The 23,084-nt window shown below is 37.4% G+C and carries 19 protein-coding genes; 12 read left to right on the top strand and 7 right to left on the bottom strand.

Annotated features, from left to right (window positions below; all coding sequences use genetic code 11):
• The first annotated feature begins 57 nt into the window (after positions 1–57).
• Complete coding sequence (locus tag LIV57_RS05475; protein WP_227941769.1) at positions 58–1,335, top strand: replication-associated recombination protein A; 1,278 nt, start codon at positions 58–60, stop codon at positions 1,333–1,335.
• A 233-nt stretch (positions 1,336–1,568) separates the two neighbouring features.
• On the opposite strand, the gene LIV57_RS05470 is transcribed toward LIV57_RS05475, so the two are convergent.
• From LIV57_RS05470 to LIV57_RS05450, 5 genes are all read right to left on the bottom strand, one after another.
• A complete protein-coding gene (locus LIV57_RS05470; protein ID WP_227941768.1) occupies positions 1,569–2,006 on the bottom strand; it encodes a hypothetical protein in 438 nt (145 codons plus the stop codon).
• A gap of 116 nt (positions 2,007–2,122) precedes the next feature.
• Positions 2,123–4,348: a DUF2339 domain-containing protein gene (locus LIV57_RS05465; protein ID WP_227941767.1), complete on the bottom strand. Its 2,226-nt coding sequence runs from the start codon at positions 4,346–4,348 to the stop codon at positions 2,123–2,125.
• Between the two features lie 112 nt (positions 4,349–4,460).
• On the bottom strand, positions 4,461–5,171 hold the full coding sequence (locus tag LIV57_RS05460; RefSeq protein ID WP_227941766.1) for a hypothetical protein: 711 nt from the start codon (positions 5,169–5,171) through the stop codon (positions 4,461–4,463).
• Between the two features lie 364 nt (positions 5,172–5,535).
• Positions 5,536–6,384 carry a prephenate dehydratase gene (gene pheA / locus LIV57_RS05455; protein WP_227941765.1) on the bottom strand — a complete coding sequence of 283 codons (849 nt, stop codon included), beginning with the start codon at positions 6,382–6,384 and terminating at the stop codon, positions 5,536–5,538.
• 262 nt (positions 6,385–6,646) lie between these two features.
• A complete protein-coding gene (locus tag LIV57_RS05450; protein WP_202844268.1) occupies positions 6,647–7,057 on the bottom strand; it encodes an acyl-CoA thioesterase in 411 nt (136 codons plus the stop codon).
• Positions 7,058–7,193: 136 nt separating this feature from the next.
• Between LIV57_RS05450 and dnaA the strand changes: the two genes are divergently transcribed.
• From dnaA to LIV57_RS05425, 5 genes are all read left to right on the top strand, one after another.
• A complete protein-coding gene (gene dnaA / locus LIV57_RS05445; protein WP_002980474.1) occupies positions 7,194–8,648 on the top strand; it encodes a chromosomal replication initiator protein DnaA in 1,455 nt (484 codons plus the stop codon).
• Between the two features lie 99 nt (positions 8,649–8,747).
• Complete coding sequence (locus LIV57_RS05440; protein WP_227941764.1) at positions 8,748–9,197, top strand: low molecular weight protein-tyrosine-phosphatase; 450 nt, start codon at positions 8,748–8,750, stop codon at positions 9,195–9,197.
• 62 nt (positions 9,198–9,259) lie between these two features.
• Positions 9,260–9,958: an SAM-dependent methyltransferase gene (locus LIV57_RS05435; RefSeq protein ID WP_227941763.1), complete on the top strand. Its 699-nt coding sequence runs from the start codon at positions 9,260–9,262 to the stop codon at positions 9,956–9,958.
• Between the two features lie 449 nt (positions 9,959–10,407).
• Complete coding sequence (locus LIV57_RS05430; protein ID WP_227941762.1) at positions 10,408–12,210, top strand: lytic polysaccharide monooxygenase; 1,803 nt, start codon at positions 10,408–10,410, stop codon at positions 12,208–12,210.
• 145 nt (positions 12,211–12,355) lie between these two features.
• On the top strand, positions 12,356–12,733 hold the full coding sequence (locus LIV57_RS05425) for a hypothetical protein (RefSeq protein WP_110009374.1): 378 nt from the start codon (positions 12,356–12,358) through the stop codon (positions 12,731–12,733).
• Between the two features lie 62 nt (positions 12,734–12,795).
• On the opposite strand, the gene LIV57_RS05420 is transcribed toward LIV57_RS05425, so the two are convergent.
• Entirely contained in the window at positions 12,796–13,677 is an 882-nt protein-coding gene (locus tag LIV57_RS05420; protein WP_227941761.1) for a DUF4349 domain-containing protein, read from the bottom strand.
• A gap of 145 nt (positions 13,678–13,822) precedes the next feature.
• On the opposite strand from LIV57_RS05420, the gene LIV57_RS05415 reads away from it, so the two are divergent.
• Positions 13,823–14,890, top strand: coding sequence for a DUF2891 domain-containing protein (locus LIV57_RS05415; RefSeq protein ID WP_227941760.1), 1,068 nt, complete (start codon positions 13,823–13,825; stop codon positions 14,888–14,890).
• Here the strand turns inward: LIV57_RS05415 and LIV57_RS05410 are convergent.
• Positions 14,887–15,360, bottom strand: coding sequence for a DUF962 domain-containing protein (locus LIV57_RS05410; protein ID WP_227941759.1), 474 nt, complete (start codon positions 15,358–15,360; stop codon positions 14,887–14,889). The genes LIV57_RS05415 and LIV57_RS05410 overlap by 4 nt on opposite strands.
• Before the next feature lie 74 nt (positions 15,361–15,434).
• Here LIV57_RS05410 and LIV57_RS05405 point away from each other — a divergent pair, with 74 nt between their 5' ends.
• From LIV57_RS05405 to LIV57_RS05385, 5 genes are all read left to right on the top strand, one after another.
• A complete protein-coding gene (locus LIV57_RS05405; RefSeq protein WP_227941758.1) occupies positions 15,435–16,280 on the top strand; it encodes a helix-turn-helix domain-containing protein in 846 nt (281 codons plus the stop codon).
• Between the two features lie 89 nt (positions 16,281–16,369).
• The gene (locus LIV57_RS05400; protein ID WP_227941757.1) at positions 16,370–17,680 is read left to right on the top strand and encodes a TolC family protein; all 1,311 of its coding nucleotides are present in this window, start codon (positions 16,370–16,372) and stop codon (positions 17,678–17,680) included.
• Between the two features lie 22 nt (positions 17,681–17,702).
• Positions 17,703–18,821, top strand: a complete 1,119-nt coding sequence (locus LIV57_RS05395) for an HlyD family secretion protein (protein ID WP_227941756.1) — start codon at positions 17,703–17,705, stop codon at positions 18,819–18,821.
• Between the two features lie 102 nt (positions 18,822–18,923).
• Positions 18,924–20,516, top strand: a complete 1,593-nt coding sequence (locus tag LIV57_RS05390; RefSeq protein ID WP_227941755.1) for an MFS transporter — start codon at positions 18,924–18,926, stop codon at positions 20,514–20,516.
• A 306-nt stretch (positions 20,517–20,822) separates the two neighbouring features.
• Positions 20,823–23,033 carry a TonB-dependent receptor gene (locus LIV57_RS05385; RefSeq protein WP_227941754.1) on the top strand — a complete coding sequence of 737 codons (2,211 nt, stop codon included), beginning with the start codon at positions 20,823–20,825 and terminating at the stop codon, positions 23,031–23,033.
• Positions 23,034–23,084: the final 51 nt, after the last annotated feature.

Here is a 23,084-nt window from a genome sequence, read left to right as displayed (position 1 = left end):
GTTATAAGTTTCGGAGATCGGAAATCCGGGACATTGATCTTAAAAAATAGAATTACTTTGAATCAAAATATCCCATTAGCTGAAAAATTAAGACCCAAAACCCTGAACGATGTTCTGGGGCAGGAGCACCTTACCGGCGACAAAGGAACAATCAGAAAGATGATTGAAAACAATACCCTGAATTCGCTGATATTCTGGGGGCCTCCAGGCACGGGGAAAACAACACTTGCTGAAATTATCTCTGAGCAGTCGGGGAGAAAGTTTTATAAGCTTTCTGCAGTTTCTTCCGGGGTGAAAGATGTGCGCGATGTAATTGAAGATGCCAAAAAGCAGAACTTATTTTCCGGAAAATCACCGATCTTGTTTATTGACGAGATCCACAGGTTTAATAAGTCGCAGCAGGATTCATTATTGCATGCGGTAGAAAAAGGTTGGATTGTTTTGATTGGCGCCACCACGGAGAATCCAAGTTTTGAGGTGGTTTCAGCACTGCTTTCAAGAAGCCAGATCTATGTTTTAAAAGCTTTGAGCTATGAAAAACTGGAAGAACTGATTGATATCGCATCAGACAGATACAATAAAGATGAAGGAACAGATTTTAAAATCCTTGAAAAAGAAGCTTTCATTCAGTATTCCGGTGGTGATGCCAGAAAACTGATCAATTCCGTAGAACTGGTTTTGAACCAATATAAAAATTCGGGTACAACGGAAATCCTGAATTCTGATGTTCTTGAAGTTCTTCAGGAAACGATGGCTTTGTATGATAAAAACGGAGAGCAGCATTATGATATCATCTCAGCTTTTATCAAGTCTATGCGTGGAGGTGATCCGAACGGAGCGGTGTATTGGCTGGCAAGAATGATTGCCGGGGGAGAAGATATTAAGTTCATTGCAAGGAGAATGCTGATTTTAGCTGCTGAGGATGTAGGGCTGGCTAACCCCAATGCTTTGGTAGTTGCCAATAATTGTTTTCAGGCGATCAATGTGATCGGTAATCCTGAGGCAAGGATTATCTTGAGCGAAACAGCGGTGTATCTTGCGGTTTCCCCTAAAAGCAATTCTGCGTATATGGCCATCAATGAGGCTCTGGCTTTGGTAAAACAGACGGGAAACCTGCCTGTTCCCCTTCATTTGAGAAATGCTCCTACCAAACTGATGAAAGACCTGGATTATGGAAAAGAATACAAGTACGCTCATTCCTATGAAGGAAACTTTGTAGAACAGGATTTTCTTCCGGAAGAAATCCGAAATGTGAAACTATATGAGCCGGGAAATAATTCTACTGAGAAGAAAATCTATGAAGAGCTCAAGAAAAAATGGAATAATAAATATTAGAATTGAAAAAGGATGCTGAAAAAACGGCATCCTTTTTATATTAAATCGGTTTTTTTAACCTATAACATTTCAGCTATTATAAAGTGAAAATGGTGGTAAATATTTTTAAACCATTAAGGAGACTGAAGAATTAAAGTATAGTTAAGATAAAACATGCTGATTTTAAGTTAAAGCGAAGCTTATCTTAATAATCTTAACAGCTTAATACGATCTTAATGTTTCAAAAAATCAAATTATTCGGTAGTGTAAATAAACAATGTTTTCTTACCGTTGTAATCTTTTGTTTCAGCTTTTTTCTTAATCTCAGGATATATCAAAGTATTGGTGTCCGTAAATTCATATCCTTCAATAAATACAGGGTTATCTGCCGGAATATTGTATTGTGCATTCATATTGGATAACGTCATTCTGTCAAGTACATTTTCTCCGTTTTTAAACTTATATTCAGTTACGCCTTTTGTAAAAACAGAACTGTATTTTTTTAAGCTTTGGGGAAGACTCGCTGGAGTATTGTATACTTTAGAAACCTGTAATACGTTCTTTTTTGTATTGAACAATTCTACTGTCCCAATGGCATTGTCAGCCACTGCAAACTTTACAGCAGGATTTTTTTGCTGGGCCAATAAAGTAGCAGAGGATAGAAGTAAAAAAGAATAGAATAGTTTTTTCATAATTGGAATATGTAACTGTTAAAAACGTGATAAATATAGTTATTTTTTATAAAATCTGAATAAAATCTTGAATTGTTTTACATTCTATTTATAAATAAAAACTTTTTTTCTGATTATCAGTCTGTGCTTTCATCTTTTTTATCCTTTTTATCTACCATATTTCTGATCATATTTTTCAGTCGCTGGAAAGTAAAAGAGCTTAATAATAAAATAACCCCGAGAGCAATAAAGGCACTGATTCTTGAGATATTATCCATTTGCCATACATCATAACCATAAAGTTTCAATACCATCAGGCCAACCAACGCAAAGCCAATCTTGTTATATTCCTGAATATTCTTTTTCAAACCGGTATAAATAAAAATGCTGGCAAGAATTGTCCAGATAACAGGCAGATAAAGAATATTGAAATGTTCACTTGCTTTATAAGAATGCGGGAGATCATTGGAAACCATTAAAATATAAGAATGATGCAGCTCGCAGCTTACAGAAATGATTAGTGCCAGAGCCTGTATCCAGTAAGAAATCTTTTGCTTATGAAACGCTGAAGTAGGAATAATTCTGTATCCTATATATATAAAAGGAATCCATTGCAGTAGATGAAGGAAATAAAAACTTAAATGGAGCTTTTTTGTTAAGACAGCGGTCACAACCGGAAGAGTCGAAACCGATGTATTTATTACGATCAGGAAAAAAAACAGATAAATCAGTAGGTTTTGAACATCATTTCTGATGCTCAGCAGTTTTCTGAAAAGCAATAAAATAAAAATATAATAAATACTGAATAAAAGTCCTGTGCTGGTAATGGCTGACCATGGCATTCCCGAAATATGATAAGTGATTTCAAGAAGAAAAGTAATATAGATAACCCCATAACTGATCAAGGTAATAAGATCTTCAAAAAAGTTATTGCTTTTTTCCTGTGTCTCTTTCACGGTATTCCTTAGCAAATACAGATTAATCATGATGGAAACAATAGTAAAGGAACTGGTGATGAATGGAGGATTGAATATGATATTGAAATCTTTTGTTCCAAAATATTCAGTCCAGGTTATAAGCTGGGCGATCATCACCAATGGAAACAGGATATAAAAGAAAGTTTTGAAAATCTTATGACCTGTTTTTTTCCAGATAAAAAGAAGGAGGGTGGTTTCTATGGCCCAGATGCTGGTGATGAGATGCGTTTTAAACTGAATAGCAATCGCAATGGTTATAAGGCTGGTAACAAGCCCTGCAAATACAGAGTAAGCTACTCCAAAGCTTTTGCGGGTATATTCTCTGAAAAGTAAAATAGCATTTACAGCAGCAAAAATAAGCGGGAAAACAATCGGGGGTTCATATTTTAATGTATCAAAAATGTAAAGAAGCCCCAGAATACTTGAAAAATTAGCGAGAGCAAGTATTAAAATATCAGAGGTTGAAAGGATATTTCTTCTGAAGTAATCATACAGAGCAAAAATGTAGAAAATCGCATAACTGATCAGATAAAAAGTAATGCTTAAAAGCTCCGGGCTTTCATGGGTCCAGAATAAAAGGTAGCCTGTTGTAAAAATATAAGCTGTCCATCCCACACTTTTCCAGTGCTGCAGAAAAGAGGCTGCCAGCATTCCCGTATTTAAAAGAGTAATATAAATAAAAAGGAAAAGATAATTACTTTGTCCTGTACTGATCATGAAAGGAGCTGCAAAACCTCCTATCAGTGAAAATATAATCAATACTTCACTTTTATAGTAATAGGACAGGATAATAGAGGCTGCGGTAATCAGTGCCGTTATAATAAAAGCTGTATTTTGGGTAAACAGATGATATTCACGAAAGGCAATGGTGGCTGTGAAATACAGAACAGCAATACCGCCTCCTGTAATGATGGAAGAAAAAGCCGGGTAATTTTTTCTAAGAAAATGTCCGGTGATGATGATTCCTGCTCCGGTACAAAAACCGATTCCCGCTCTTGCTGCTTCACCAATCCAGTTTTTATCAATGGCATACTTTACAAAATAACCAATTCCGAGAACAAGGGTAAAAATACCGATAATGGTAAGAACATTTTGTTTTAAAAAATCAGAAACAGGAGCAAGCCAGTCTTTTTGAACTGGTGTTGAGGTTTTTTCGCTTTTTTCACTGTATTGTATATCTTCATGCTGAGGTTGCTCTTGCTGCGGAATCAAACTATCTTCCGTTGAGGTTGTCTTATGAATTACTTCTGTCTGAGCCTGAGCAGTCTCGTTGATTTTATAATGAAGATCTGAAATCTCCTTTTCCAATTTTCTGATTTTGGTGTTCAGATTATTGAAAATGATGAAGATAATGATAAAGATGATAACTGCAACAAACTCATTCATTTCATTAGTTTTTATCAAATATAAAGAAATGTTTCAAATGCTATTTAAAAATTAACCCATCGCGGTATAAGCGATGGGTTAAATGGTATAGATAACTAACAATATGTTTTTACTAGTTTGATACTTTGTAAATGTAGAATGATGCAATACTGGATCCTAATAATCCTGCCGTAATAACACCGGAATCTACAAGTCCGAAAGAAACTTTGTCACCCGCCTGGAATGAATACAAAGAATTAATGCTGGAATCGGAAAGTGTTAAGTTAACTGCTAATGCAAGATTAACTCCACTGAATGGACGAGTGTCTATCAAAGTGGTTACTGCAGATCTCGTTCTTGCAATAGCAATACCAGGTGCTCCAGACAATAAGGAAGCCTGTAAACCTGTACCATATCTGAATGCAAACCCAACCGCATATACTCCCGTAGAAGGAATATTATAAGAACCATCAGCATTGGTAAATAACGCAGCGGTTCCTATAGTTCTGTCGGCTTGTACAAAGCTGACAGGCTGGTAATCAGAAGGCAAAACACCTAAGTTCAAAAGGGTTATACCAGTTGTTTTTTTCGCAGAATAAACAGAAGTGTTGGTTCCGGCAGCTGCAGTTATTAATGACGGGTCAACTGAGAATACCTGAGTGGTTCCCTGATTAATTCCTAAAATCTGATATCCGGGTAGGGATGTAGCTGCAGGGGTATCACGAACTTTCAAGGTTCCATTAACATCTAGGGTTGCAGATGGGTTTGGTGTATTGATACCCACCTGTGAGAATAATGGTAACGCTGCACATGCTAACATTAAGCTGTAAAGTTTAGTTTTCATGATCAAGATTTTTAAATTAGTTGCTAAGCAAATATACAACAAAAATTATACCCTGCATTGTGAAATCTTTAAAATTAACATTATTATGATGTAATATATTTAAACATATGTTTGTATTTTAGTTAATATTTTGACATAATTTAGTTACGACTTATTATATTTATTTTTAATTTAATGTATTGTTTATCAGTGTTTTGTTAAAAGATAATTCTCCCTGTTGTGTGGGTTATTTGTTGATTAAAACAGAAGGGTGCTATTCATAGAATTTATCATAAAAGTTTTTTTGAATTTGATATTTTTTAATAGAATAAAAAAAACACTGCCTTAACGACAGTGTTTTTGAACAGATTTATTTGTTTTTTTTCTAGCTTTCCAACAGGAATTCTTTATAATTCCCAAGAAAATCTACATTAGCGTTGATTGATTCGAGCTCTTTGAGTGCATTTTCATGCAAAACCTCCTCCCATGGTCCTTCAACATTGATAAAAAAGAAATAATTTCCCAAACCTGTTTTTAAGGTTCTGGATTCTATTTTGCTAAGATTCATTTTTCTCCATGCAAAAACCGATAGAACCTGATGTAAACCTCCGGGATGATCTTCCGGAAGCGTGATGAGCATTCCTGATTTCTCACCCAGTGTTTCCAGTTGATCATTTTGATACTTGTTCTGTTCTTTGGAAATAATGATAAACCGGGTATGGTTTTGTTCAAAATCCTGAATATTACGGTTCACAATTTTTAAGCCATATAAATTGGCAGCAAACTGATTGGCTACGGCGGCAATAAGAGTCTCCGGATTCTCGGAAACAAATTTTGCGGCCGCTGCAGTGGAGGAAAAATCCTGTTTCGGAATCTCTTTGTAATGAGTGTCCAGAAAATGGAAGCTCTGTGCGAGAGCCTGTGGGTGAGAATATATTCTTTCAATAGTCTCAACAGAATTTTCCGGATGAATCATCAGATGATGTGCAATAGGCATTACTGCTTCTGCTTCTATCTTAATAGACGGAGTCTTATATAAATAATCCAGCGTCATCGATACGGTTCCTTCGATTGAGTTTTCCAAAGGCACTACTGCTTTCACTACCTCTCCGTTTTCAACGGCATTAAAACAATCCAGAATACTGGCTTGCGGTACTATTTCGTCATCAGGGAAAAGCTGTGCTGTAGCGAGCTGGGTAAAACTGGCATGAGGTCCCAAAAATGCAATCTTCATAGTGTAATATATAAGGGATGATTAAAATAATGGTACAAAGGTGCGAATTAATTCATAAACAGAGAGGGTGTAGAGTTTAAAGTGTAATGTTTTTAGTTGCGGGTTACGGGTTACGGGTTACGAGTTGCGGGTTTATTTTGTGACCGGATAATTTGAGATAGATATTTTAACTCTATTGAAAATTCACCCTTCACCTTTACAAAACCTCTACCCGATATTTTGTCGGGTATCTCCCTAATTCCTGCAACCTACTACCTGCTACCTATCCTTTCCAGTTCTTCTCAATCAGTTCCATCAGAAAATCCGGACACCTGATCACTTTGTTGGTTTTTGAATCTAAAAAGAATAGAGTAGTGGAAGCTTCTGTTATTTTAATATGCTCTTCATTGTAAATTTCATATTCAAACTCGATCCTTACCCCCGGAATTTTTTTAACATAAGTATGGATTTCTAATTTTTGGTCATACAAAGCAGGTCGGATATATTTAATTTTGTAGTCCGAAACGGGAAGCCAAATTCCTTGGTTTTCAATTTCATCGTATGAAATTCCTATGCTTCTGAAGAGTTCAACTCTCGCTACTTCGAAGTACGTTGCATAGTTTCCGTAGTATACGTATTTCATTGGATCTGTTTCTGCGTAACGTACTCGTATTGAGTGTGTTGTGTGTATCATTTTAGGTGTTAAATTATACATACAAATATATTTTTAAATAATCAATACCTGCAATATTTTTTTTTGAAAAGAAAAAATTGGACCTTTGTCTTCCTTCTAAACACAGTACAAACAAAGAATAATCGGGGCTTAAAAAATGGATGACAATTTAATGATGATATGGCAGAAATGCCTTCAGTTTATGCGCGATAACCTGAACGCTGCTGAAGACAATTCTGACCTTAAAAAACTTGAAAAATCTTTCGATATGCTATTCGATAAGGTTCAGCCGCTTTCATTGGTGGCCAACAACCTTACGTTGATCGTGCCGAGTGATTTTTACAAGGAATATATAGAGGATAATTACCTGTCCTTACTTTCTGCTGCCCTGAAGAAAAATATTGGAAAAGGAGTTAAATTATGGTATTCTGTGATGGAAAACAGGCCAAAAGGTGAAGAAAAACCTGTTACCATGAACATCAAGGGACAAAGCGTTCCTACTCCGAAAACACAGGAAACAATGCCGCAAGGTTTTTCTGCTAATATTGTAAACCCGTTTGTCGTTCCCGGAATTAGAAAAGTAAACATAGATTCTAACCTGAAGCCTGACTATTCGTTTGATAGTTATGTAGAAGGAGAAAGCAATAAATTTGCAGCCACTGTAGCCAGATCCATTGCCAAAAGACCTGGAGCAACAGCTTTCAACCCGTTATTCCTATATGGAGGTTATGGAGTTGGAAAAACCCACCTGGGACAGGCTGTTGGTCTTGAAGTAAAAAATCAGTTTCCTGATAAAGTAGTTCTTTATCTGTCTTCTGAAAAGTTTATCCAGCAGTTTATCTCTGCGGCAAAGGCTCATAAGCAGACTGAGTTTGCGAATTTCTATCAAATGGTAGATGTACTGATTATTGATGATATTCAGTTCCTATCCGGAAAATCGGCAACACAGGACAGTTTCTTCCATATTTTTGATCATCTGCATCAGAATGGAAAACAGATTATCCTTACTTCAGATAAGGCTCCTGCAGATATTATGGATATCCAGGACAGAATTGTTTCCCGTTTCAAATGGGGGCTTTCTGCAGAAATCAAATCTCCGGATCTATCTACAAGAAGACAGATCATTGAAGATAAGCTAAGCAGAGACGGAATTGTTCTTCCTGGCGATATGCTTGACTTCCTTGCTGCTGAAGCCAAAACAAATGTAAGAGAACTTATCGGGGTTATCAACTCAGTGATTGCTTACTCTACAGTATATAAAAGAGACCTTAGTCTTGAGTTGCTTAAAGAAACCATCAACAGAATTGCAGCTAACCAGAAGAAAGTTATCAATATTCCTTACATTCAGGAAGTGGTTTGTGATTATTTTGGAATCAAAAAAGAGCAGCTGCTTTCAAAAACAAGAAAAAGAGAGATTGCATTACCACGACAGCTTGCGATGTACTTCTCCAAAGAGTTTACCAATTCTACATTTACTAAGATTGGTGAGGAAATGGGAGGAAAAGATCACTCTACAGTAATGTATGCTTGTGATACGATCAAAGATGTTTCGAAAATCGATAAAGAAATCAAGAAATACGTAAAAGACCTTACTGAAAGAATCAAACAATAAATAAGGTTGAGCTTACATAAATTAAAATGAAGGATAGTTTTATTCTTCATTTTTTATTTAGTTTTGTCGTAGCAAAAGACTTTTTTAAAAAAACAGGATATGAAAATTTTAATGGTTTGTCTGGGAAATATATGCAGAAGTCCATTGGCGGAAGGAATTATGAAAACGAAACTACCGGATCATTATTGGGTAGATTCTGCCGGAACTATTTCAATGCATGAAGGCGAACATCCGGATAAAAGAGCCATTAAGACTGCAGCTAATCATCATATTGATATATCGCAGCAAAGATCAAGACCTATCACCAGGAAAGATTTTGAAACCTTTGATAAGATCTACTGTATGGATGTTGATGTACTCGGAGATGTTGTTTCTAAAACTAAAAATGAAGAAGAACGTCAGAAAGTATCCTTGTTTTTAGAGGTATTGGGAGATCACAAAAATGCTGAAGTGCCGGATCCTTATTGGGGCGATATGAACGATTTTGAAAAGGTTTTCCAGCTTTTGGATAAAGGTTGTGAAGCTATCAAAAATCAATTATCAAAATAATGAGCATGAACATGCTGAATATTTCCAACACCTTCACTTAAAAAGAACTAAAAAATAATACAATGCTTTTTTTACTCCCTGCTTACTTATCAGAAAATACTTCTATCAACCACTTTTCACCTGTTGTGAAGGATTATATCATGCAGACAGATTATTTCTTTGTGGAAAATGAGAAAACTGCCCGAAAGGTTGTGAAATTTTTTGCTCCTGAAAAAAAGCAGTCTGATCTGAAGTTGTTTTTGTTAGATAAATACACGGAAAACGCAGATATTAAAGAAGCTCAGGAGCTGATGCTTAAAGGGCAGGACTTCGGATTGCTGTCAGAAGCAGGATTACCATGTATTGCAGATCCGGGAAATCTGATGGTGAAATGGTGTCATGAGAAAAACATCAGAGTGATCCCGATTTCGGGGCCTTCATCTATTATTCTTGCTTTGATTTCCAGTGGTTTTAATGGACAGGAATTTACTTTCCACGGCTATCTTCCCATTGAAAAAGGGGAGAAAAAGAAACAGATCATGAACCTGGAAAGTCTTGTACAGAAAACAGGATATTCTCAGATTTTCATGGAAACACCTTACCGGAATAACCAGCTGTTTGAAGATTTGTGTAAGTTTTTGTCACCGAATACAAAGCTTTGTATTGCAGCTAATATCAACGATCCGGAACACGAATTCATCAAAACAAAAACCATAAAAGACTGGCAGAAACAAAAGCCGGAACTTCATAAAATTCCTGCAGTCTTCGTACTTGGGAAATAACCCGGATTCTTTGTGAATATAATCTACTGGCTGAAAGAATGATCAATTCTTTCAGCTTTTTTATTAAATAGTTTTCAGTACTGCTTACAAATTATATAACTGATATCATTTTATATTCCCATTTTCTCTCTACCCTCTGTTGTCAATCAATTCATATAAAAAATATTTCAATAAAGTGTGATTAATTATGTTTTTTTTGTATCTTTATGTTTTAACATTTTGTGATTATATGTTAAGGATAAGATGTTATGAATGGTAATTTTATGTTTTAATATGAAATATTGACTAATTCATTTAGTTTAATTTGTCTTTTTATTAAAAATTCTACAATTCAAATTATTTAATGAATTAAAGCTGTTTTCTTTTCCATTTCTTTAGTTATATCGAGGGAAAGGTTTTCAGAAAATAGTTTTACAGAAGATTGATCAATAACACCAAAATATTTAGTTATGAAAACAAGTAAATTTTTTTTTGCGCTATTGCTGATGCTGGCAATGCTGGTACCATCTTTAATTCATCTGTCTGCGCACGGATATGTACTGAGTCCTGCCTCCAGAGGATATCAGGGAAGCCTTGATAAGGCTGCACTAGGTTATTCTGCTGCATTTAGTATCTATGGATCTGTTATTAATGAACCTGGATCTCTTGAAGCCCCAAAAGGGTTTCCTGCGGCGGGTCCTGCAGATGGAAAGATCGCCTCTGCTAATGGAAGCATCGGTGGAGACACTACACTGGATATCCAGACTGCCGACCGTTGGAAGAAAACCAATATTTCCACGGGTGTGAATGCCTTTATCTGGAAATATTCGGCGTATCATGCGACAGCAAAATGGCATTATTATATGACAAAGCAGGGCTGGAATCCCAATCAACCTCTTTCCCGTCAGGATCTTGAGCTGATTGGAACTGTTGCACATAATGGGACACCTCCGCAGGATAATGTTTCTCATCAGATTACCGTTCCTGCAAACCGTAGCGGCTATCATATTATTTTAGCGGTCTGGGATGTAGCAGATACCACCAATGCATTTTATAATGTAATTGATGTTAACGTAACCGCCGGAACAGGAGTTTCTGCACCTGCCACCCCGACAGGCTTAGCACAGGTAGGAATAACAAGCACTTCTGCCAAAATAAGCTGGAATGCACAGTCTGACGCGGTATCCTATAACGTTTTCCGCAACGGACAAAACATTCAGCAGGTAACTACGGCTACATTCCAGGATACTGGTTTAACAGCCAATACGACATATACCTATGAAATACAGGCGAAGGGATCTTCAGGGCTTACTTCAGCGAAAAGTGCGCCACTCAATGTAAAGACAAACAGTGAAGGCACTCCTGAAAAGCCTACAGCACCCTCCAACCTGCATTCAATGGCAGTTACTGAAAACTCTGTTTCATTAATGTGGACAGCTTCCACCCATTCGCAGGGAATCAAAAATTACCAGGTATTTGAGAATGGAATCAAAGTAGGAGAGACTGTACAAACAAGCTTTTTACGAACCGGATTGACACAGGACACAGAATATTCTTATACGGTAAAATCTGTTGCAATGAACGATCAGCTTTCTGATGTAAGTAATGAATTAAAAGTCAGAACAAAAAAAATTACATCAGGAAATGGCCAGACCTACTGTGGAGCAGAGCAGTATAATGCTGCCAATGCTTATCCTGCAGCCGGAACGAAAGTTTTTTACTCCTGTAAAATCTGGAAAAACAAATGGTACGCAAATCCGGGAGAAATGCCTGGAATCAATATGGTATGGGAGGAAATAAGTACATGTACTGAAGGGACAGGCTGTGAATCAGGCGGTGCGGTTACCTATTGTGGCGCACAGGAATATAACCCTGCGAAAACGTATTCAACTACAGGAACAAAGGTTTTCTATACCTGCAAAATCTGGGAAAACAAATGGTACGCAAATCCGGGGGAAACACCGGGAAATAATGCTGTCTGGAAAATTGTAAGCGACTGCAATGAAGGACAGAACTGTCAGGCATCAGCTCTTACCAATAAAGAAAATGATCTTTCAGTAATTGTATCCGAACATATGATCAATTTTGCACCGGAAACGTATTATGCTGAAATAAGCAGGGTAGATGTCATTACCCCTCACGGACTTCAGATCATGACTTTTATGAATCCCGATAAAAACAGTATGAACATCAGCCGTCTTCAATCCGGAATCTATTTTGTGAAAATTCTTTATAAGGACGGAAAAAATAGTACTAAAACCATCAGAAAATAACAAAAACGATCTGAAACATTAAAAAAGCCGTCCTTATTTTGTGGACGGCTTTTTTGGCAGAATTTATAAAAATATTTAACAGCCCTTAACAAGACTATTGCATTATTCTTGTTTTTTAGTATTCATCACTTAAAATTATATGATTATGTCTGATAAAAAATTAGCAGGAATCTGGATTGATACAGAGAAAGCCATTGTAGCCAGGAATCACGATGCACAAAATGTTTCTGAATTTATCCTTTGCAAACCGGTGAAAGCAGAGATACAGCATGGAAACTCCAGTGAAAATGCAGGAAATAATGCTGAAATTACCAACAGAAACAAGTTTTTTAAAGAAATTGAAAAGTTACTGACCAATTCTCAGGAAGTGTATATTACAGGACCGGGTGTAACACAAGAGGAGCTTAAGCACTTCCTTCATGATACGGCTCAGTTCAGAGATTTGAAAATTACATTGGGAACCTCACAGAAAATGGCAGATGAAAAGGTCCTCGAAACAGTAAAAGAATATTTTAATAGTTAAATTGTAGATAATGCAGTGAAAATCCGGGCATCTTCGATGCCCGGATTTTTAATAAGTTAATTTTAATCCTTTTTCTTTGATCTCCATTTCCTCCAAATAAAAATAATAACAGGAATAAGCAAAAAGAAAGGCCACAGAGAAATGATTCCAAGCATAAAGCTTACAAAACTGTTCCAGCCTTCCGTTACCGAATCTACAAAACGGCTTCCAAAACCTATTTTTGAAGTGGCTGAACTTCTCACTTTTTCTTTGTATAAATTCAAATTCAGAGTACTGTAATTTACCCGGTCATCAATAAAACGAAGTCTGCCTTCGGCCACATCAATCTCATCTTCCAGTTCACGGATATTTTCCTGGATCTCCAGCATATCTTTTGTGGTAGCAGCACTTTTAAGCATATCTCGGTATTTTTCAAGATATATCTTTTTGTTGGCCAGCTTTATCGCGACATCAGTATATTCTTCAGTAACGTCATTGGATGAAATGTTTTTAGACAAAACGGTTCCAACGCCATCTGAAAAAGAGTTAATCAATGCATCAAAGTTTTTATGAGGTACACGGATAATCAGATTAAGATTATCATCCATATCCGTATTTTGAAATTCTTCTTTCTGGATATAAGCACTGTTTTTCCTGATGATTTCATTGACCTGGCTCTGTGCTTTTTGTATATCGCCCACCTGAATTTTCATATCTCCGTTTTTGATGATTTTTTTGGAGATTGTATCTGTTTTCTTTGAGGAGTGAACATCTTTGTTGGTTCCATTTTCATCAGATACCAGCTTTTCGGAAACAGAAATTGGTGAATAGGAAGCTGCGGAAGAAGGCGCTTTATCCTCGGTTATAACTTCCATCAGGTCGGCTTTCGCTTCGTGTTTTTCGCCGCCTGGTTTGCTGCAGTTGATCAGAATAAGACCTGATAACAGGAAAATAATTTTTTTCATAAGTTAGTTAGTTTTTTATAAGTATGATCAAAAAGTGTGCTCAAAAAATGATTATAAGGTAAGATTGATTAAAATTTAAAAATAATTCGCTGTAAAACCAATCTGAAAATTGCTGAGACTGGTAAATAATTTCTATTTTTAATTCATGAAAAAAAGTCTTTTAGCATTCGCATTTTCTCCATTTCTGATGTATGCCCAGGAAGCTCCGAAACTTACAGACGAAATGGCAATGAAATTATCCGACAAACCTCTTCATTGTATCAACCAGGAATATCCTAATAAAACTGCCCATATCATCAATAACGCAGGCGAAGTTCCTTTGACTCCAAAAGATCTTCACCCTAGTTTTTATGGATGTTTCGACTGGCATAGCTCTGTTCATGGGCATTGGATGCTGACAAGACTTTTGAAAACGAAACCCAATCTCTCCAATGCCAAAGAGATTGAAAAAATTCTGGATGAATCATTTCAAAAAGAAAAACTTCAGACAGAAGCGGATTACTTTACAAAATATCAGCTGACGGGAACTTTTGAAAGAACCTATGGCTGGGCGTGGATTTTAAAGCTGGATGAAGAACTCACAACCTGGGATCATCCGAGAGCCAAAATATGGCATCAGAATCTGAAACCGCTGACAGATCAGATCCTGAAATCCTGGAAAACCTATCTTCCGAAGCAAACCTATCCCAACAGAACCGGAGTTCACCCTAACACGGCATTTGCGATGTCTTTTGCTATCGATTGGGCAAGAGCCAATAAAGATAAGGAGTTTGAAAATCAGCTGGTAGAAAAGGCGAAATACTTTTTCTTAAAAGAACAGAAAACACCTGCTTATCTGGAACCTGACGGATCCGATTTCTTTTCGCCAAGTCTTGAAATTGCAGATCTGATGCGACGAGTGCTTCCTCAAAAAGAATTTGTACAGTGGCTGAATGCTTTCTACGAAAAGAGAAGTCTTGAAAATGTTGAAAAAATTCCTGTGGTAAGTGATCTGAGCGATTACCAAACCGTTCACCTCGTAGGACTATCTTTTTCTAAAGCATGGTGTATGAAAGGAATCTCAAATGCACTTCCTGCTAATCATCCGCTGAAAAAGGATTTCAGAAAAACGGCAGATGTATTTCTTGCCAATGGATTGCCACTGCTTTTCCAGGGGAATTATGGCGGAGATCACTGGCTGGCCAGTTTTGCGGTATATGCGCTGGAAGATTAATATCTGATTCCTGTCTTTTTAAGAACAAAGCCTAAAAGCCATATGGGTCCTATCAGAAGAAACTGGAGATCTTTAAGGAAAGTAGGCTTTTTTCCTTCAATTTTATGCCCAATAAACTGAAAAATCCATGTGATGATAAACACAGAAAGGTAAACCATCCATGATTGTCTTCCGAAACTGATATTGGCCAGATAGATGAAATGTTCCATCATGAGCATGATCACGATCATGATCACAGCGATCAATAAAGACAGCCTTATATAGAAAAGGGTGATCAGAATAATCACAATAAGGCTTACGATACTGGCACATCCGAAATAGGAAGCGCAGAAATGAGGGGAAGGAATCAGGGAGGCGAACCCCAGAATCGTCCAGAAAATTAAGGGTACACAAATCCAGTGAATGAACTTGTTGGTCGGGTTTCTATGGCTTTTACTGTATTCTGCAAATAATAGATCAACCTTTCTCATACTAAAGGGAAATTGGATTCCTGCTAAAATAATAAAATTTTGTAATCACTGGTAAGATTGCTTACATTTGTCTTATGTCTGCCCTGGAAAAATTTGGCGTTGATATTTTTACGGAACGGAATATTTTCGAGCGAATCGCTGTAGGTAAACCGTTTCGTCCCGAAAATCCTGCATTTATATTTATTAAATCAGGGACTATAAAACTCCGCCAGCACTTTAGTGATCTGGAGGTTTCTGCCAACATGTTTATGGTAACCGATCCCCAAACTATTTATGAAGTGGTGGGAGTAACGGATGATTTTCAGTCGAGGATGGTTTCTTATAAAAGAGAATTTATTTCTGCCTTATCATTAAAATTTAATCGTCTGATTACTTACCGATATTTCAGACAGCAGATGAATAAAGGAGTTCCTTTTCCTGAGGATGAAATGGAAGTCGTATGGAAAAGTGTCAATTTCCTGAAATATATCCTGGATTCTGATACCGAAATGCTTTATAAGAAGGAAATGGTAGAGCACCTTTTTTCTGTTTTCTGCTATCAGATGGCAGGAATTATTTCCAAGGAGGATAACAGCTCTATGAACCAGATGTCCAGGCAGGAAGAAATTGTATTTGTCTTTCTTACAGACCTTGCAGAGCATCATCTTACTGAAAGAACTGTTGAGTTCTACGCCGAACGGCAGTCAATTACAACCAGACATCTTTCTTCTGTAGTAAAGACCATTACAGGAAAATCTGCAAGTCAGATCATTGCTTTAATTGTCATTAATGAAGCGAAAGTACTCTTAAACTCTTCCAATAAACCGGTTTCGGAGATTTCCTCTATTCTCGGATTCAGTGATCAATACTCATTTTCTCATTTTTTTAAGAAGCATCTTGAGGTAAGCCCTAGACAGTACAGACATCAGTTCGAAAATTAAAATCTTACATTTGAACATCTTTTTCCAAAAATCAAACATTTGATTGATTTTGTTGCTGACCTAACTTTGCATCTGTAAAACAAGGTAAAATGACAAAGAAAATAAAAACAGCACTATCAGTATTGATAGCAGCTTTTCCTGCGCTGTTTTTTTCACAACAGATCAAACAGATGACCGCAGGTGAGGTGGCGGAACTCGCTGTTCAGAATCACCAGCAACTCAAAGTCTCCGCACAGAATATTGATATTGCAAAGCAGAACATTAATGTGGTTAAGCTTCAGAAACTTCCTACAATTACAGCTTCTACAAGCCAGTTCTATTTAGGAGATGCAGTAGCCATTGATAAAGATTTTTCAAATTCTACAAACGTTCCAATGCCGCATTACGGAAGTTCGTATGCGGTACAGGCAACACAGCTGATCTTCAAGGGAGGATTGGTGAATAAATCCATCGAAATGGCTGGGCTTCGCGAACAACTTTCGGAACTGGATTTAGAGAAAAATAAACAGGATGTGAAATTTTTAGTGATTTCCAATTATCTGGATGTCTATAAAATCATCAATCAGGAAGAAGTATTTCAGAATAACAAAAAACTGGCTCTGGAACGTCTGAAAAATATCCAGAAGTTCTATCAGCAGGGAATGGTAACCCGAAACGAAGTAATTCGTGGAGAATTGGCCATCAAAAACCTGGATCAGGGAATTCTTACCCTTACGAATAATAAGAAAATCCTTAATTATAATCTGAATATTGCTTTAGGTTTAGCTTCTGACACGGAGATTGTTCCTACAGAAAGTCTGGAGAATAAAGAATCCGGAATTGGCATGGAGTATTATACAGATCTTGCACACGAAAGCAATCCTTTGCTGAAATCTGCTCAAAAAAACATTGCGGTAGCAGATAAGAATATTGAAATCATCAAAACAGACAATTCACCTACGCTGGCCGGATTTGGCGGATATACGCTGCAAAGACCGATCACGACGAGAAATCCTGTTTTGGATATGTATTCAGGGGGCTGGCAGACTGGGGTTTCTCTGAGCTACAACATCGATACCCTCTATAAAACAAAAGAAAAAGTAAAATTAGGGGAATTGCAAAAGAATCAGGCGAATGATGCCATGACTCTGGTGCAGCAGAATGTAGACATGGCAGTGAATGCAGCCTATACCAAATATCAGGAAGCGATTCAGCAGGCAGATATTCTGAATGATTCCAAAAGACTGGCGGAAGAAAACTACAAGATTACGGAAGCCAAATATCTGAATCAGCTGGCCGTGCAGGCGGAAATGATTGATGCACAGAACCAGAAACTGCAGGCAGAGCTTGATTACGCCAATGCTGAAATCAATGTTTTATATCACTATTACAACCTTTTGAAATCTACAGGAACACTTTAATTTAAAACTGAAAATCAACACAATGGAAAACAAGGGACAAACTACTCAAAATACAACACCTGCTCCGGCAACATCTGCTGCAGAGCATAAGAAAAAGAAAAATAAAACCAATAAAATCAGAGCCATTATATCTAATATCATCGTTTTTCTGGTGATCGGTTTCGGATTATTCTGGTTAATACGCGAATATTTCCATATCGGAAGTAAAACCTATACGGAAGCGGCACAGGTAGAAGAATTTATCAATCCTATCAATACCAGAGTTTCTGCCTATATCAAAGAAATTAAGTTTATTGAACATCAGCATGTAAAAAAAGGCGATACTTTGGTCATCCTTGACGACCGTGAAATTCTTACGCAACTGGGACAGGCTGAAGCTGCCTATCAGAATGCTATGGCTCAAAAAACAGCTACAAGCTCTTCTGTGAACACGGTTTCCAACAATATCAACGTGATGCAGTCCAATATCGCAGGAGCAAAAGCAAGATTGTGGAATGCTGAACAGAATTTAAACCGATATAAAAACCTTTTGGCAGCTGAAGCCGTTACGAGACAACAGTATGATCAGGTGAAGACAGAATATGATGCTCAGAAGGCTGCTTATGAAACCTTAGTCAATCAAAAGCAATCTGCAAACCTTTCTACAACAGAAGTAAAAAGCAGGTTGGGAATCAATGATGCTGAAATTAAAAGAACAAAATCTGCTCTGGATATGGCGAGGATCAATCTTTCATATACTGTTATTACAGCGCCTTATGATGGAGTAATGGGAAGAAGAACAATTTCTGAAGGTCAGCTGATCCAACCAGGACAGCAGGTTGCAACAATCGTTCTGAACGGTCAGAAGTGGGTAACTGCCAACTTCCTGGAAAGCCAGATGCCGAATATCAAAGTAGGAGAAAAAATTTCTATGACAGCCGATGCTTTAGGAGGGAAAAAATTCGAAGGAATTGTGACTGCTGTTTCAGCGGCTACCGGATCAAGATACTCAAGCGTGCCTACGGACAATTCTACCGGAAACTTTATCAAAGTACAGCAGAGAATCCCTGTAAGAATTGAGTTTACAGCTTCCAACAAAAAAGAAGATCTGGATAAGCTGAGCGCCGGAATGAATATGAATGTGAATATTAATAAAGACTAAAAGATGGAAGATATCAGATTTCAGACATCATGCGTATGGGAAGCTAAGGTTGAATGTCGAAAGTCTGCCATCTGATATCTGAAGTCTATTCCCTAAAAAATCATGTACAACAAAGGATTATATAGCGATTGGGTACCGAAACCCGTACAACTGCTGCTGATTGTATTACTGCTTGCCGTGGTAATGCCCATCGGCGGGGTGTATACAGGAAATATCAGTTCTCTGGTAAGCGGTACCGGCGCCATGACAGAATATTTTATGTGGGCCAATTACGCCACTACTATTGGGATGGGAGCGTGTATGCCTGTTGTCCTCAGAATCAAAATGAGATTCAAAGTAAGGGACAAGATGGTGTTGCTCCTGGTACTTTTAGGGTTGCTGAGCTACGTGAACGGGACTACTTTACAGCCAATGATTTTTATTTTTACTTCTTTAATGATTGGCTTTATGAAAATGATGGTTACCATAGAGCTGTTTCTGCCATTAATGGTTATGATCGGAAATCGTGGAGTATTTTACGGAGCTTTCTATACCTTCGTTCTTGTCATGAACCAGGTGGCAACCTATTATGCCGCTGAGTTTGCCCTTCTTTACAACTGGCAGCAGTTCTACCTGCTCACAGCAGTTTTATGCTTTATTTTAGCACTGATACACTGGATTTTTATGCATGACAAATATTTTGCATTAAAAGTTCCCCTGCATTATATTGACTGGCTGAGTATTTTGCTTTTCATCTCAACATTCATGTTTTCGGCATATGTGTATTCATTTGGAAGACAGCAGGACTGGTTCAACTCCAGGAACATCATCTATGGAAGTATTGCAGCTTTTGTCAGTTTTGCACTACTTTCTATCCGTCAGCTGACTTTAAAACGACCCTACCTTTCGTTTAAAATTTTCACAAAAAATAATGTGCAGCACGGTTTGTTCATGCTTTTCTGGCTGGGAATGTTTCTGGGAACAGCTTCTATTCAGAATACGTTTGCGGTAGGAGTTTTGGGATATGATCAATTGACCAATACCAGGCTGAGTCTACTGATGATTCCCGGAATTATCTTAGCCGGAGCTCTTGCTATTTTCTGGTTCAAAAAAGAAAAGCCATTGAAAATGTATATTTTTTCCGGTTTTGCCGCCATGGTTGGATATGCTATTATTATGTACTTTTCCATGGTGTTGGAGTTCAGTTATGACAACTGGTATCTGCCCATGTTTTTAAAAGGCTACGGAATGTGTTCATTGTTTATCTCCGTATGGTTTTATACGCTGGATAAGCTTGAAATGGATGAAATGCTGGCGGCCATCGGGCTTGTATTGGTTTGGAGAACTTTCCTTGCCGTAGGAATTTTTTCAACTTTATATTCCTGGTTTCAATACCGTTTTCAGGTTACGGCAATAGGAGATCTTGCTGTTTATATGGATGGAATGACTGTGACTCCTCAGAATGTAGCAGCCAATATGAAAGCCATTCAGCTTAATGCGATTATCATCGCTACCAAAAAGATATTCGGATATATTATTTTAGTCGGATTTGGGGTACTGATTTATGTTGCTACCCACCATTTTGGAGCAAAACGATTCCAATATTTCAGATTTGTAAGAGTTCTTGGCGGTAAATCGGTCATAGCGAGAAGAAGACTTCGCGAAAGAAAAAAATTATTGGAAGAGATAAAAGATGCTGCAGGACCTGCAGTATAAAAAGAAACCTTGTTTTTACCAGTAAAATCCTGGTCCTTAGTTGGGCTGGGATTTTACGTTTTTGCTAAGGAAGCTGGATGCTGGAAGAAGGAAGTTCTAAAAGACGATTTATAACTATTTGTTTTAATTTAACATTTTATTCCAAAAGAGGTTCTTAAAACTTATCTTGATTTACAGGTCATCAATAACTTCCAGCTTCCATCTTCCTCCTTCCATCAAAAAAATGAAAAATCTCCTATTTTATTATTTTTATTCTTTCTAAATAAGAATTATCTTTGTAGAATTATAAAACGTTGAGTAGAAAGAATGAAAAAGCAGTATGCATTCATAGGTCTTTTGGTTTCGGGATTGATGCTTTCCCAGACCGTAAAAGATTCTATTGCCTCTAAAGGTATTGAAGATGTGGTAATCGTAGCCTCCAGAAAACCTACAAAAATCTCTGAAGTTCCGGGAACGGTCTGGGTGGTACAGAAAGAAAAAATTCAGGAACAGGCGAAAAGCGGAGTTCCTATCAAAGAAATGTTGTCGATTCTGATTCCTTCCATGGATATTGGTCCACAGGGAAGAACCAATTATGGTCAGAATATGAGAGGACGTTCTGCCTTGGTGATGATAGACGGTGTTTCTCTGAACAGTATCCGTGCGATCAGTCGCCAGCTGGATGCCATTGATCCTTTTAATATTGAAAGAATCGAAGTGCTTTCAGGAGCAAGCTCAATTTACGGAGGTAACGCTACCGGTGGGATTATCAATATAATTACAAAAACACCTTCCAAAAAAGGAATCAGTGGAGAGACAGAATTAGGAGCACGTTCAGGTTTTATGGGAAAAGATGACCATGATTTCCGTGCTGCTCAGTCTATTGCTGCTAAAGGAGACAAGTTCTTCGGAAGATTGGGAGTAGCTTATCAGCAGAATGGTGGAGTGTATGGAGCAGATCAGAAACAGCTTTTTACGGATATTACCCAGACTGACCTTCAGTATAATCAGTCTATTGATATCCTGGCTACCGGAGGATATCAGTTTAACAATAAACATAAAATAACAGCCTCTGTTCAGTATTACAATTCTAAATTTAATGGCGACAGAAGCTTATTTTTAGGAGAAAATCTGAGTGCATTTACAACAAAAAATGCTTCATTACTCGAGATGAGAGATGGGTTTTCATCAGATAAAAATGTAGGTACAGAACGTTATATGGCAACTGTAGCTTATAACGCAAACGGAATTTTAGGCGGACAGGATTTATATGTGCAATTGGCTACCCGAGGTGAAAAATTAGGATTCTATCCATTCCCGGGAAATGTTACCTTACAGACGGGAAAAATACCTTATATGTCTTCTTCTCAGCAGGATACTTATTATTCCGGGATTAAAGCTTTATTGTCAAAATCATGGAGAGGACTGAATGTTACTTATGGAGCAGACTTCGATTTTGAAAAATTTGAAGGAACACAGTCTGTTTATGATATAGCCAAAACAATGTCCAGCGGTGGTTTAGTGAATGAAACAAAGTACAGCTTGGGAAGATATCCGACCAATCATTCACAGAGCTATGCAGGATATGTTCAGGCAAAATATAATATTCTTCCCAAATTGCAATTGAATGCAGGAATCCGTTATCAGCATATCAACGTAAAAATGGATGATTTTGTAGGTTCTGAACAGCAGACCCAGATTGCAATGGGCTATGGAAGTTCAGCATCTGCAATTCCGGGAGGTGAAAGTTCTTATAATGTAACCTTAGCTAATGCAGGGCTATTATACAAATTTAATGAGCAGCATCAGGTTTGGGGAACTTTTTCCCAGGGAGCAAGTTTAGCGGATCCGGCTAAGTTTTATGGTATCGGACAGTATAAGCTTGTGGGAACAAACTGGAATGTTGTATCCAGCATCAATGTTAAAGAACAGCCGCTGCAGGCCATCAAAACCAATCAGTTTGAAGTAGGATATCGTGTGAACAGAGGAGGTTTAAGAGCGCAGATTGCCGGATTTTTAAGTAATTCTGATAAAACGGTTACTGTAGATAAAAAGACCTTCCAAATCCTGGTGAATGATTTAAAATTAAGAAACATGGGAATTGAAGCTGAGGTTTCCTATTCTTTAAGCAATGGAGTGTATTTCGGTGCCAGCGGACTTTTGATCAAATCTGAAGTGGATAAAGAGGGAGAATGGCAGAAGCAGGAAATTTACAATGCTTCTCCTTCCAAATTGGTGACGTATATCGGGTATAATATTAAGAACTGGTCATTCAGATTCCAGTCGTTACAGAATTTCAAGCAGAAAGACGAGCTTAATAATGTTGTTGAAGGCTACAATACCTCAGATCTGATGATGGGATACCGTTTCAACTGGGGAAAATTCAACTTAGGAATTCAGAACCTGTTTAATACCGATTATCAGACGATCTGGAGCAAGCGTTCCCAGGTTTTATATGCCACTTACGGACTTCCGGAACTTTTTAATTATAAAGGAAGAGGAAGAACATTCAACCTTTCCTACACTTTTGAATTTTAAAAAAATGATCGGGATTTAAAATACCCTGATCTGAAAACATATTGTATTTCA

The sequence above is a fragment of the Chryseobacterium sp. X308 genome, assembly GCF_020733145.1.
Taxonomy (GTDB): Bacteria; Bacteroidota; Bacteroidia; order Flavobacteriales; family Weeksellaceae; genus Chryseobacterium; species Chryseobacterium cupriresistens.
The sequence above is the reverse complement of the archived record's forward strand: the minus strand, read 5'-3'. Positions and strand labels throughout refer to the sequence as shown.